Source organism: Streptomyces sp. NPDC026538 (assembly GCF_055567535.1).
Window position 1 is genome coordinate 108,387 of record NZ_JBVHQG010000015.1, and the last position, 12,613, is coordinate 120,999.

At 65.1% G+C, this 12,613-nt stretch carries 14 protein-coding genes; 10 read left to right on the forward strand and 4 right to left on the reverse strand.

Features of this window, described 5'->3' with window-relative positions; genetic code table 11:
* Positions 1–9 precede the first annotated feature (9 nt).
* The 5 genes from ACZ4N4_RS41345 to ACZ4N4_RS41365 are packed head-to-tail and all read left to right on the forward strand — an operon-like array spanning position 10 to position 3,438.
* Entirely contained in the window at positions 10–315 is a 306-nt protein-coding gene (locus ACZ4N4_RS41345; protein WP_467598839.1) for a hypothetical protein, read from the forward strand.
* Positions 312–1,583, forward strand: a complete 1,272-nt coding sequence (locus ACZ4N4_RS41350) for a putative T7SS-secreted protein (protein ID WP_467598842.1) — start codon at positions 312–314, stop codon at positions 1,581–1,583. Before ACZ4N4_RS41345 ends, ACZ4N4_RS41350 begins: the two co-directional genes overlap by 4 nt.
* Before the next feature lie 51 nt (positions 1,584–1,634).
* Positions 1,635–2,213 carry a hypothetical protein gene (locus ACZ4N4_RS41355; protein WP_467598845.1) on the forward strand — a complete coding sequence of 193 codons (579 nt, stop codon included), beginning with the start codon at positions 1,635–1,637 and terminating at the stop codon, positions 2,211–2,213.
* Positions 2,210–2,875 (forward strand): hypothetical protein, encoded by a 666-nt coding sequence (locus tag ACZ4N4_RS41360; protein ID WP_467598848.1) that lies wholly within the window; start codon positions 2,210–2,212, stop codon positions 2,873–2,875. The genes ACZ4N4_RS41355 and ACZ4N4_RS41360 overlap by 4 nt, the downstream gene beginning before the upstream one ends.
* Positions 2,875–3,438 carry a hypothetical protein gene (locus ACZ4N4_RS41365; RefSeq protein ID WP_467598851.1) on the forward strand — a complete coding sequence of 188 codons (564 nt, stop codon included), beginning with the start codon at positions 2,875–2,877 and terminating at the stop codon, positions 3,436–3,438. Before ACZ4N4_RS41360 ends, ACZ4N4_RS41365 begins: the two co-directional genes overlap by 1 nt.
* Positions 3,439–3,497: 59 nt before the next feature.
* Here ACZ4N4_RS41365 and ACZ4N4_RS41370 read toward each other — a convergent pair whose 3' ends face one another.
* Positions 3,498–4,583: a hypothetical protein gene (locus tag ACZ4N4_RS41370; RefSeq protein WP_467598854.1), complete on the reverse strand. Its 1,086-nt coding sequence runs from the start codon at positions 4,581–4,583 to the stop codon at positions 3,498–3,500.
* Positions 4,574–5,251 (reverse strand): hypothetical protein, encoded by a 678-nt coding sequence (locus tag ACZ4N4_RS41375; protein ID WP_467598857.1) that lies wholly within the window; start codon positions 5,249–5,251, stop codon positions 4,574–4,576. The genes ACZ4N4_RS41370 and ACZ4N4_RS41375 overlap by 10 nt, the downstream gene beginning before the upstream one ends.
* Before the next feature lie 682 nt (positions 5,252–5,933).
* Between ACZ4N4_RS41375 and ACZ4N4_RS41380 the strand changes: the two genes are divergently transcribed.
* The 3 genes from ACZ4N4_RS41380 to ACZ4N4_RS41390 are packed head-to-tail and all read left to right on the forward strand — an operon-like array spanning position 5,934 to position 8,435.
* Positions 5,934–6,251: a hypothetical protein gene (locus tag ACZ4N4_RS41380; RefSeq protein WP_467598860.1), complete on the forward strand. Its 318-nt coding sequence runs from the start codon at positions 5,934–5,936 to the stop codon at positions 6,249–6,251.
* Positions 6,241–6,948: a hypothetical protein gene (locus tag ACZ4N4_RS41385; RefSeq protein ID WP_467598862.1), complete on the forward strand. Its 708-nt coding sequence runs from the start codon at positions 6,241–6,243 to the stop codon at positions 6,946–6,948. Before ACZ4N4_RS41380 ends, ACZ4N4_RS41385 begins: the two co-directional genes overlap by 11 nt.
* A gap of 5 nt (positions 6,949–6,953) precedes the next feature.
* Entirely contained in the window at positions 6,954–8,435 is a 1,482-nt protein-coding gene (locus ACZ4N4_RS41390; protein WP_467598866.1) for a putative T7SS-secreted protein, read from the forward strand.
* On the opposite strand, the gene ACZ4N4_RS41395 is transcribed toward ACZ4N4_RS41390, so the two are convergent.
* Together ACZ4N4_RS41395 and ACZ4N4_RS41400 are read right to left on the reverse strand one after the other, a co-directional pair.
* Positions 8,425–8,922, reverse strand: coding sequence for a hypothetical protein (locus ACZ4N4_RS41395; protein ID WP_467598869.1), 498 nt, complete (start codon positions 8,920–8,922; stop codon positions 8,425–8,427). The two genes, ACZ4N4_RS41390 and ACZ4N4_RS41395, sit on opposite strands and share 11 nt — an antisense overlap.
* Before the next feature lie 53 nt (positions 8,923–8,975).
* Positions 8,976–9,581, reverse strand: a complete 606-nt coding sequence (locus tag ACZ4N4_RS41400) for a hypothetical protein (RefSeq protein ID WP_467598872.1) — start codon at positions 9,579–9,581, stop codon at positions 8,976–8,978.
* Between the two features lie 1,203 nt (positions 9,582–10,784).
* Here ACZ4N4_RS41400 and ACZ4N4_RS41405 point away from each other — a divergent pair.
* Together ACZ4N4_RS41405 and ACZ4N4_RS41410 are read left to right on the forward strand one after the other, a co-directional pair.
* Positions 10,785–11,150 carry a WXG100 family type VII secretion target gene (locus ACZ4N4_RS41405; protein ID WP_467598875.1) on the forward strand — a complete coding sequence of 122 codons (366 nt, stop codon included), beginning with the start codon at positions 10,785–10,787 and terminating at the stop codon, positions 11,148–11,150.
* Positions 11,147–12,559, forward strand: a complete 1,413-nt coding sequence (locus tag ACZ4N4_RS41410; RefSeq protein WP_467598878.1) for a hypothetical protein — start codon at positions 11,147–11,149, stop codon at positions 12,557–12,559. Before ACZ4N4_RS41405 ends, ACZ4N4_RS41410 begins: the two co-directional genes overlap by 4 nt.
* Positions 12,560–12,613: the final 54 nt, after the last annotated feature.

A 12,613-nucleotide genomic window follows, 5' to 3' on the forward strand; every position in this document is an offset into this window, starting at 1 on the left:
ATTTTTTCAATGGCGGACAGAATCAGGTACGACCTCGACATGATCAAGGGGTGCTCTCGGACGCTGGGCAAGCTCCACAACGAGTTTGACCAGCACGGGAACCCCTCGGACGGTTACGAGGACGAACTGGGGCACGGTGGCTTGAAAGACGCCTTCGACGACTTCAGTACCACGTGGAAGAAGACACGGAAGAAACTGTCGAAGGAACTGAAGAAGCTGGCCGAGTACACCGGAGCCGCGGCCCAGAAGTACGAAGAGATCGACCACGAGTTGGCCAAGGCAATTGCCGATAACACGGGGAAGGGCAAGAAGTGAGCAGGCGATCCGGTGACTGGCCGCCGCTGTGGGACGAGGACCCCACACCGGGCGATCCTGACGAAGTCGCCGCCCTCGGGCGGAAGTTGCGGCAGATGGCTGACATGATCGACGAACAGGCGCGGGTCATCAAGGCGCTGTCCTCGGTGGAGGGCTGGGACAGTGATGCCGGCCGAGCCTTCAACGAGATCGCGGACGGAGCCGGCGACCGGCTGAAGAAGGCGTTCGAGCGGTACGACGAGGCGTCCAAGGCCGTGGGTACCAAGGTGGCCGAAGGTGAATCAAAGGAATTCGCCGGAGAGTTGCACCGGGCTCAGAAGAAGGCCGACAAGGCCTTGGCGGATTACCGGGAGGCCAAGTCCGATCACGATCTGGCCGACCGGGAAATGAAGAAGTTCACGGACAAATACCTCGTCAGCCAGATACCCGAGGCGGACAAGCCCGAGTACGAGCGCTGGGAGAGGAAGCGCGACGAGGCGCTGCACCGCATCGGCCAGGCACGTAAGGAAGTCAAGGACGCCAGGGACATCTTCGACGACGCTGGAGACCGTGCCGCCCGCCGAATCAAGGATGTGGTCCACCACGACGCGGTGCGCGACCCGGGCGGATTCATGAACTGGCTCGCCGACTGGGCGGACACGTTCTCCAACATCTCCGCGATCCTCTCCGTCCTCGCGGTCGTCTGTGCGTTCATCCCGCCGCTGCAGTTCCTGGTGCCCATCTTCGCCACCCTCGCGGTGCTCACCAGTGCGGCGGCCCTGGCCGGTCACGCCTACGACATGACGGTGCGCGGTGGAAAGGTCAACTGGCTGAAGCTGGGAACGGACTTCCTCGGAGTCCTCCCGGGGCTCGGCGCGCTCAAGGGTTTCAAGGCCGTGGCCAAACTCAGGGGACTGGCCAAGCTCAAGGCCTTCGGCAAGGTCGGCACCTGGGGCGAGGCCTCCCTTCGAGGGCTCGACGGTGTCGGGCACAACTTTCTCAACGGCCTCAGTGTGAGCATGACGAACAAGGTCCTTTCCCAAGGCCTCAAACTCGGGCAGCGGCTGAACATCGCCGGTCTGCCGGAGAAGTTCGCACCCATCGGCGGAAAGCAGATCACGGCGGTCATCAAGGGGAACGGCCTGGCGAGCGCGCTCCACCGGATGTTCAGCGGTGAGAACGGCGGGACCACTGGTTATCAGGAGCCGGAAACGGCCAAGCCGACGCCGACCCCGAGCCCGTCGCCCCAGCCTTCGCCGAAGCCGTTCCACGCGGCTCTCGCCGCGTAGCCGTGGTGGTTCCGAAGCAGGTGCACACCGCACGAAAGGAGGTCGATCCAAGTGAGCGACTCGACTGACCTCGGCGAAGGGGAGTTCGTCGGCCGCAGGGGCACGGATCCTGTCCGGCTCGTCCCCGGCGAGGTCATCGCCGCCGTATCTGCCGCCAAGGCGCTCGCAGACCGGTCGGGCAGAGAACTCCGCTTCGACTTCCTGGACGACGGAGCGGTCCTTCGTATGCTGCGGCTTCGGCACGAGGACGAGACCGCGATGTTCAATGCGGGTTTCAAGACCGGTGCTCCCTTGGCCGTCATCGGCTTCGGCGCGGCGGTGTACTGGGGTGGCGTGGTCCAGTACTGGGAGTCGGGCACCGCACGCGTTGCCTATGCGGCCGTGGCCGCCGCCGTCGTCCTGATCCTGCTCGCCGTGTACGTACGCACCGCCAAGGCCCACTGGGGCAACCCTGTCCGCCAGAACCTCCGTGCCCGGGCGCGGAGATATCGCGAGCTGGCGCATCTTGCGCGCAGGGAGGGGGCGGATATCCCTGCCCACTACCCCCACTACGGGCCGTATCCCTTCGCGGCCACCTTCCGTCCCGAAGCGGACGAACCGGAAACCACCGATGGAGAAGGCCTGTTGTGAGCGCCGTAGCAGCTGAAGAGGATGTCCAGGGCTCCATCGGTGGGCCGGGCATCGATGTCCGCTGGATCATGCCGGAGGGCTTCTTCGAGATTCCGATGGACTCGGAGAGCCTGGACGAGACCGCCGAGCAACTTGTCGAACTGGCCCGCGCCGTGATGCCGGAGGCCACCTTCGACGTACAACTGGAGTGGGCGGTCATGGTCGCCGCGCACTACGACTCCTTCGTCGAGGCCGGTATCCAGTACTCAGGCTTCGTCCTGACAGAGGTCGACGGGGAGCGGTGCACGGCGACGGTTTCCGTCAGCATGACCGATCTGGACGAGAGGGCCGGCACCCATCCCGTCGGGTTCCTGGGCTCGACGATGCGTCACCTCAACATGGGAGAGGTCAGCGAGATCGAGCTGCCGTGCGGCCCTGCTGTCTCCTGCATCGGGACCCGGAAGGGCAGCCTTCCCGGCAGTCTCACCGCGTCCGGAGCCGACGAGCCGGTGGTGACCTCCTTCATCCAGGTCCAGATACCGCTCAGCAACGGGACGGTTCTGGTCCTGGAGATGGGTACCCCCACGCCACAGGCCTGGGAGGTCTTCTCAGCCATGTTCGCCGGCGTCGTGAAGAGCGTCCGCCTGTTCAACGAGTCGGGCAAGCCGATGGTGATGTCCTGATGACCGCGGAGCCCGATGTCACGGCACCTCCCAAGGACTACCGGATCCTGGTCCCCCGGGACTGGTTCCGCATCGATCTCACCCAGGACCGCTGGCGTGCCCAGCTGAAGACGTTCGTGGACCACCAGGCCGAGGGCAGGAACGTTCCGGCCGAACTCAAGCAGGAGGCCTGGGCCACCCTGCGCAACACCGCGGAGGCCGGGGTCAGGACCGGTGCGCTGGAGTTCTTCCTGAGACCGGAGCTGGACGGCGGCGGCATCCTGCCCGCCTCGCTCATCGTCTCCTTGATCCCTCGCCCCGGGGGACTGACCCCCCGGGATCTCCAGGAATCGCTCGAAGCGAAGCAGGTGCGGAACGCCTCCGCCGCAGAGGTCTCGACCGTCGTCCTTCCCGCGGGGGAGACCGTGCGGGTCCTCGGCCCGACGACTCTGGACCTGTACGTCCAGATGCCCGGAGGCGTCGGCTACCTGGCCCTGGCGTTCGCGGTGCCGCTCAGCGGAGTGACCGGCCCCATGCGCCGACTCTGCGAGTCGATCGCGGAGTCGTTGCGGTGGATCGTGTGAGGGGCACCGCTTTCGGGCCCCTCCTGACCTGACACCCCGACGTGGTCACGTGCGTCTGATCAGCGATTGACGGCTTGGATTTCCTGGACGGTGACGTCCTGGGTGGTGCCGAAGGTGCCGTCGGGCAGATCTCCGCCCGCGCCGCCGGTGCCCGTCCAGGAGATCTTCCAGGTGATCGTCGCCCGGAGCTTGAAGACGCTGTCGCCGGAGGAGTGCAGGTACCTGATGCCGCAGGGTGGCGTTCTGTCCGCGTCTCCCTTGGCGTAGGGCTGGCCGATGGAGCCGTCGGGGTTGATGGCGCACTGGCCGGAGGCGGGGAAGGTCTCGGCGTCCGCGGTGCCGGGTTCGAGCTTGAGGGAGACGGGCTTGGCGGTGGTCGTTGCCTGGATGCCGAAGCCGGGGACGTTGATGGCCGCGGTGGCCTGGACCTCGTCGAAGACGGCCTTGTCGAGCCAGGCCCATGTCGGCAGGTTCACCTTGGTGGTGGCCTCGGGCGCGAGGGTCACCTTGGTGTCGGGCAGTTGCATGCGCTGGTACGCGAGGGCGGCGAGGATCTCCGGTTTGATGGCCTCTTCGTACTGGGCCGGTGGGGTGTCGCCGTTGTCGACCCAGAAGGGGAGGTCGTTGCAGGAGCTGCGCTTGAGTATGTCGGGTTCGTCGGGGTTCTCGACGGCGGCCCAGAACATCCCCTTGCCGTCCTTGTCGACGTTGTAGTCCTTGTAGCCGGGGGTGTCGGCCCAGCCGTAGTCGTCCTCGTAGTGGCGCTGCATCTCGCCGATCGCCGCGCCCGCGGTGCCGCCCATGCCGGGCGTGTTCTTGGCGCTCTCGATCTGCCCGGACATCTTCTTCTTGAAGTCCTTCGCACCGAGGTAGGGGGCGTACCAGCAGGGCGGGGGCGTCCAGTTGACGTCGGAGGACGTTACGTTTCCTGCGCTGCCGTTCTTGGTGACGGCGCCGGAGTACTGGATCTTTGCGGCGGCGTAGATGCTGGAGTTGTCGCTGCCGGCCGACTGTTCCGTGTCGGCGCCCTTGTCCTTGCCCGTCGGCCCTGCCGCGTAGGCCGATTCTGTGAGGACGAAGACGCTGAGAAGCAGAGTCAGGGCCCCGGTACCGAGCAGTACGCGTCGAGATCCGCTCACTGGCACTTCGCCGCCTTGGTCTGGACGTACACCTTGGACGCCTGCCACAGGTCATCGGCCGTGGGGAACTTGGCCATGACGATCTTGAAGTAGTCGAAGTCCGCGAGACTGGGCTTAGTCTTCAGGACCTTCCCCGTCTTGATCTCCTTGCCATAGAACTTGCTTGAGTCCACACAGAACGCCACCTCCACGGCCTGGCCGTTCGTGGTGGACCGGGTGCTGACGTCGTAGTGGCGCTCCGTGCCGGTCGCCGTCCAGCCGCCCTTGATCCAGGAGTTGATCTGCACCTGCGCGTAGTGGAGCCCGTCACCAGTGGCGTACGTGGTCACGGCCGCGTCCTTGGCCGAGCGCTTGTCGATGCCCCGGTAGATGGCGCGGAGGAAGTTCGCGGCATCGTCCATCGCCGCCGCCTCGTTCTTGTCCTTTGGCTTGCCCCAGTCAAAGACCATGGTCAGGTCCATGTCCTTGGGCAGGGACACGTCCACGCCGTCCGGCTTGTCCTCTGCCGGTGCTCCCGAAGCGGATGCCGAAGGCGTCGGCGTCTTCGTGTTCTGGTCGGCGCCGGCGATCTTGTCGTTGTCGCTGGCTTTGTCGTCCCCACTGCCGCAGGCGGTCAACAGCAGTGCTGCGGTTGCCGCCAGCGCGGCGGCGGCGGGCAAGGTGCGGCGCTTCACAGTGAACTCCCCGTGAGAAAAAAGTCCATTCAAGAGACCCGACGCTATCGGGGAGGTTCTCGGTTTCGCCAGCGCGAACTTCCCTGTGAATGGTGATAATTCTGGGCGCATGGGGTGCACGGAGGTGTGACCTGTGTCCTGTTCGTGCCTGAACGGACGACGGTCTCAGGCGTGCCGGTGCGCTGTGTCCGGGCTGCCGCGAGGTGTGAGTTCCGTTTCGCTATCACGGTGCCTTGCATCTCGGCTAGGCGCACGTCGGGTATGCCGATGTGCGCGGCGCGGGTTCGGCGCGTCCGCTGGCCAGGAACGAGAGCTTGCCGTAGTCCTCGGTCACCACCCTGCGCGCCGACCTTGTAGACGCGCAGGGTGAGGCGGGGAACGGCGGTCGGCGGAGTCGGGGAGTTGGAGTGCGTCGGTCAGGGGCGGACGGTCGCTGTCGGTTCGGCGGCGTGAGCGGTCGTGACCGGTGAACCTTCGTCGCCCGAGTTCCGTGCCCCCGCGTTGCATGCGCAGCTTGCCGGGAGGTCGCGGATGGACACAGCGTCCGCTTGTAACGTGTCGGCTGTGCAAAGAAACGGTTGCTGGTGATCGGGTCAGAGAAGGGCAGTAAGCTCTGACGGCTGCATTGCGAAAGCGACTTGTGCGACGAGGGAACGATTCGGGCTATTGGGGGATAGCGAACATGTCCAAGGGTGATCTGGCCCTGAGCCTCGCCGGGCTCGACGACTTGGCGGGTCAACTGCGGTCGATCAAACAGCGCATGGACGACACCGGCCAGGTCGACCGGAAACTGGGCAACGGAGAGCTGGGCTCGAGCGCGGCCTTCGACGCGATGGAAGACTTCATGCACGGCTGGAAGGACGGCCGCAAGGAGATCGACGTCGGCCTCGAGAACGTGGCGAAGATGGCGCAGGAGATCGTCGACAAGATGACCAAGCTCGACGTCGATCTCCGGAACGCCGTCCGTAAGCACGAGAAGGAGGGCAACGGTGGAAACTGACGCCCCCCGCACCGAAGAGCCCTCCGCCGAGGACCCCTTCGCCGGAGCGGCCCCCGGGGACGTCATCGGCATCAACATCCAGGTCCCCAGTACCTGGTATGAGTTCGACGTCCACCCCGCCACGGTGAACCGCTCGATCCGCGAGGTGGTGGCGGAGCGGGTCAAACAGCGGCCCGAGCTGGCCGAGCACCAGGCCGATCTGGTCAGGACCCTGAAGAAGGTGGCCCGTGAGGCCCGCAAGAACAACGTCGTCTACTCCGGATCGATGTGCGAGATCGTGGACGACGAGCCGATGGTGGCCAGCCTCACGGTAAGTGTGAGCGCGGCGGTGAACGAGACCACCGGCGAGACCGCCGTCACGGGACTCGACACTCTCATGGGCGTCCTGACGCCGATCGCCCCCGGCCGTCGGCCGACCGATCCGTGGCGTCGCGTGCGCCTCGTGGAGCTGCCGGACGCCGGCCAAGCCGCGCGCACCGAAGGCATCGAGGACATCGAGATCCCCGACGACAACCGTAGTTATCGCGCGGTGATGATGCAGACCCTCATCCCTTTCCCGGGCGGCAACCCGAAGGTCGCCGTCATCAGCGCCAGCACACCCCAACTGGCCCTGGTCGAGCCGATGCTGGAGCTCTTCGACCTCATCACCAGCACCTTCCGCTTCGTCTACCGCGCCGACCTCGACACGGAGAGCTGAGCTCAATGGTTCGCCCCGCCGACTGGCACAACCTCGATCTGCACGACGACCCGACGCCCGGCGATCCGCACGAGGTCAAACTCCAGGGCCAGCGGTACAAGACCTTCGTCGAAGACGTGGCAACGGTGCTCAGGGGAATCCGCTCCGCCTCGAAGGACTCCGTCCTCAAGGAGTCGGCCGGTAAGGCCATGGACGCGTTCAAGGACCAGATCGGCAAGCTGCCCGGCCAGTTGCAGAAGCTGCACGACTCGTACGAGATGGTCTCGGGCGCCCTGCTGACGTACGCCGGGAAGCTGGAACTCGCCCAGACGACGGCGGACCACGCGCTCGCCAAGGCCCGGACTCTGCGCGGCGACCTCTCCCGCGCGCAGTCACGGCTGGCCAGTGCCACCACTGCGGCGAACACAGCCAAGTCCGCGCAGGACAAGCTGAACAACCCCAGCGGTAACACGCCCGCACCCGACCAGGAGAAGGTCCGCAAGGCGACCCGCGACGCCCAGCACGCCAACCAGCACCAGAAGGCGGCGCAGGGCCAGGTCGACAGCCTGAACGCGCAGTTGGCCGAACTGAGGACGAAGGCGGAGAACGCCGGCAAGGACCAGGACAAGGCTGCGACGAAACTCGTCCACGACATCCACCGTGCCTCGGATGCCGGGATTCACAACAAGAAGTGGTACGAGAAGGTGGGGGACTGGATTGCGGACAACTGGGACGGCTTTGTCACCGCCTGCAAGTTCTTTGTTGCCGTTGCCGGTATTCTACTGCTCTTTTTCGGCGGCCCGATATTCGCCCTGATCGTCCTGGCTGCAGCCTTGATTGTGCTGGCCGATACGATTGCGAAATTCACACAGGGTAAGGCCGGTTGGGGAGATGTTCTCTTCGCGGTGTTGGACTGTATCCCGGTGGTGGGGAAGCTGGCCATGTTGGCGAAAGCCGGCAGGCTTGTGAAGGGGATCAGTATGGCGATTAAGGTCAGGAAGGCGGAGGTCGCCTGCGCCCGTCTGATCAAGCTGTGGCATATGGGTGAGGATCTCAAGGGATTCCGAAAAATCGGTTTCGCATTCGCCAAGGGAGAATTCAAGAACACACTCAAGGATGCCTTGAACGGCGGCTGGGGCGACGTCAAGAAGAACGCCCTGGGTAACCTTGTCAGTAACGCCATCGGCGTGGGTACGGGCTCGCTGGTGAGCAAGGGCTTCAATAAGATGGGCAAGGTCATCTACGAGAGCAGCCTGACGAACATGACGCGTCGGCAGTATCAGGCGCTAGGTATGAATTTGGCCGGAAAAACCCCGATGGGTAAGGCCGTCGTGGGCGCCACTCAGGGATTTCTCACCAGTGTCACCAAGGCCACGGTCAACAGTGCGTTCTTTGGCGCCAAGTTTGATACCAGCGGCGTATTGTTGGACACCGTTAGCGGCTATGGCGATAGCGGCGTGGGGTACAAGCCCGGTATTTTGTCCGCCAGGGCCGCCTTCAGTAGGTGATCTGCGCCTTCGATTCATCGAACCGCGTTAGTGATTCCTTCACCTGGACACGGAAGTCGATGTACCGATCACTTCCGTCATCGGCCGTTTCGATGTATTGGGTCGGTTCGGTGACGCGGTCGAGAAGGCTGCCTGCCAGCTGCTGGGCTGCCGTCCAGAGGGCGTTGGCCGTGGACTGCGGTGACGATTCGTCGATCACCGTCCAGCGATGACTGATCGTCATGCGCCCGTCCTTGAGCTTGAACTTCAGCGGCAGTCCGATTCCGGAGCACTTGAATGTACCGCGTCCGCGCCGCAGCAGCTCGCTCACACCGTCGAGCAGATCGACCAGCGCCGGGAAGAGAATGATCCCCATGCCGCCGTCTGCGTACCGAGGGTTTCGCGAAGTGGCGCTCCCGGAGTTTCCCTTGACATCGAGGTGCCCTAGGAACATGCCGTCGAGTACATCGTCTTGATCGTCGAGTGTGGTGTACAGGAATTCAGGCATGGGAATCTCACCTTGTTGTCATCGGGTTCTCTGACCCGTGCCGCACGTGACGGTCAGTGGGCAATTCCGGCCGCCTGCGCCTGCTGCCAAGAAGCTTCGTCCACTCCGTTCGGGCGTCCTCTGGTGAGCGGCGGGTGCTTTGGCTGCACGGCAATCAACTTACGTTGCCCTCGCGGTGAGATCACTACGCCGAAGCGCGGGTCGCCGGCGAGTGTGAACCCCTGGGCTCGAGCCTCGGTCATCGTGGCCCGCCACTGCTTACCGAGTCCATATCGCAGTGCGACGACACTGACCTTCTCGTTCGAGGCATCCGGATCGGGAAGTTGAAAGTGTGCGACGTCCCCCGGATGAACACTCCTGAGCGGCGGATGGTCTTGCCACGCGTAGACCGCCAGAATGCCCTTCATCTGCTTGACGTGTGACCGGCGGCGCTCCGACAGGCCGATTCCGACAGCTGACACAAGGACCAGCGGAACGATGACATAGATGGGGAGTGACCCCCCCACCAGCGACTCCCACAAGAGTGTGCCCAGTACGAAGAAACCGGGAAGGGAGAAGCCCCAGAAAGTCAGAGCGGCGGTGGACCGTCGTTGTGCTCGCTGCCATGCACGCAATGTGTCTGGATCATCGAAGGCGGTACGAGACGTTACGTCTCCCATGCGCTGAACCCTCCCGACAGTTGGTTAATTGTTCCGATTCTGTCCTTCGCTTAACGGAATCGGCAAGCAATTCGGCGCCTCAGGCCGACGGTATCAGGAGGACGGTGCTCCGCCAGTGGGGCGAACGGGCCGTGGTACTGGTGCGGCTCTTGCCGACCACGCTTGCCGGCACGAGCCCCAGCCCGTAGGGGTGTGCCGCGCGCCGGGTCCCTGTCGGTCGTGTGCACCCGCCCTTCCTTCACTGCTCTTCCTGCCCTTCGTCCAAAGGCGACTCGAAGCTGGTGAGTTCCGCGATGCTGTGGGGATAACGCGGTATCGGACACGTCGTTCCTCCGCGGTGGTGCTCAGTGTGAGAACCGCCATGCGCTTGTCGTCCCGGTGGGGAAGGTAAGCGTGGATCTGGAGCAGCGGGGTCGGCGGAAGGCCCGACTCCGGGGATGGGGTGCGCACGGTCTCCCCCGTGGATGCCGGTCCGCCGGGCAGATCCAGGTACTCGACAAGGCTGAGATGCGGCCCACCGGAACCTCGCCGGGGCCCGTGGGGCGGGCGTCTCGCAGGAGGAGCAGCTCCGCGAAGCACTGCGTACGTACCCTGCTGACCGCCGCGGCTACATCAAAGGGCCTCCTAAGGACTATCCCAGCGTGTCCCAGAAGCACGGCCCGGATCGCCTGGGAACTGGGCCTCCGCGCGGAGGCGACCGGTAATCGCGGGTCATGGCGCTTCGCGGAGAAGTTGGTGGAGGAAGTCCCGCTGGACTGATCCCACGGCAGCACGGGCGGCGCCGCGACCACCGTCCTGAGACCCGGAGGGTCGGCCGGATGGCCTTCATCCCTGCACGCACGAGGCGGGCGTCCGCCTTCTTCCCGTTCTGCTGTGTCACCTGTCAGGCAGTGCGGGAGTCCTTCGCGGCTTGGAGGGTGATGAGGATGAAGTCCTTGTGGCTCGGCTTGGTGCGCAGGACCCTGTTGGCCTTGTTCTCCTTGGTGAAGGCCTCGAGCCGGGTCTAAGCGCAGTACGCCACGTCCCGCTGGATCGTGTCCTTCGTGGCTTCCTGGTCGACTCCCGCTCAACGGTCGTTCGCGGAGGTGCCGTGACGATTGGGTGGCTGCGGAGTGCAGGTCCACGGGGCCCGCCGGGCGACACCCCTCCTTTGACCTCCCTTTGCGGTCCATTGGTTGTAGCCCCGAAAACCCTCGACCCACAGTGACCGTGGCCGTCTGCGTCCTGCGGGGCGGCCGGGTACGTAAGCATTCACGGGGGTTAGTGGTGGCGGATCACGTCAAGGTGTCCACAAGCGAGTTGCGGGAGATCAGCCGGTCTGTCGCGAAGTTGAAGTCCAACTTTGAACATGCGAAGGATCTGGTCGACTCGTACGGATCCGAGATCGGGTCCGGTGATGTGGCCGGCGCGCTCGACGACTTCGCCGACGACTGGAAGAAGAAGCGCAAGCAGCTCTGCGACGGGCTGGAGTTCCTCGGAAAGACCGCGGGCGAGGCGGCCAAGGCCTACGACGGGGTCGATCAGCATCTCGCCGACGCGTTGCTCAAGGCTCAGTCGGGGGACAAGTGAGCGATCACGACTTCTCCGGCGTCGACTGGCAGACGGCTCGGTACGACGACAAGGAGTTCACGCCGGGGGATCCGTACGAGGTCGCCCGGCTCGGCAAGCGGATCTCCGACACCGCGAAGCTCATCGAGGAGCAGGCCGGCAAGCTGAACAACCTCGTCGACGGGAACGGGTGGGACTCCGACGCGGGGAGGGAGTTCACCAAGAAGACCGGGGACACCGTCAAGCTGCTCAGTCAGTCGCATCAGCGGTACGCGGCGGCGGGTGCGGCCCTCGGCTCCTCCGTGCCGTACGAGCCCATCGCCGACACCGTCCGGGAGAACTGGGCCACCGCCCTCAACCACGCCCAGAACCGGGTCCGTTCGGCGCTGAAGAAGGCCGCCGCCGCCGATGCCGACAGCAGTAACTACCAGAAGCAGATCGATCAGCATCCGTCGAGCAGCGACAGCCATCCCGACAAGCAGAGGCTGAAGCGGCAGAAAGAAGCCTCGGACGGGGATCTGGACGCCGCGAAGCGGGAGATTCGGGCCGCGCTCGACTACCGGGACGCCCAGGCCGGGTACGCCGCCAAGGCGATACGGGACGCAATCGACCATGACGGGCTGAAGGATCCCAAGCACCACTGGTGGGACAACTGGAAGGACTGGGTCGCCACCATCGGCCACTGGGCGGGAGCGATCGCCGGCGTGCTCTGCCTCTTGGCTCTGGTGCTGAGCTGGGTCCCCATCCTCGGCGAGGTGCTCGGGGCGCTGGCCCTGATCGCCTCCGTGGTCGCGCTCGTCTGCGACACCGTCTCCGCGCTGGACGGCAAGGGCACCTGGCTGGACGTCGCCATCGACGTGGTCGGCGTGCTGTCCTTCGGTGCCGGCCGGGTTCTCGGGACGACCTTCAAAGAGGCGGCCACCGCCGCACGAGGATCGTCGGCGCTCAGGGAGTTCCTGAACCTGCGGGGGCTGGGCGTGGGCGAGAAACTGGCCGGCGAAATCGCCCAGGCGAACTCGGGAGTCAAGGCGGGCAAGATCGGCGAAGCCCTGGCGAAGGGACCGGACAGTGTCCTGCCCAGGATGAAGTCGATCGTCAAGGAGTCCGTCAACTTCAAGGCGTACTTCAGCGACATCCGCACGGCCGTCGCCGAGCGTGGCGCCGAGGACTCGGTCCTCACCAAGGACCTGCCCAAGTGGAGCGGTCTCTCCGACTCGGTCTTCAAGGGCAAGGCATGGTCGGCCGGTGGCCTGTACGCAGCGAGCCAGGTGCTGCCGCTGGGCGCGGGCATCGTGAACCTGGCGCCCTCGGCGGGCTGGGAGCCGGCCTCCATCGAACGCAACCTCTTCGACGGTCTCAAGCACACAGCTCCCCTCGGGTCGAGCGGCATTCCCTTCTACAACTGGAACTGGAAGGTCGCCGGCGGCTGAGGGCGTCCGCGGTACCGGATCACGGCGAGGCCCGCAAGGGCGAGGAGAGAACGA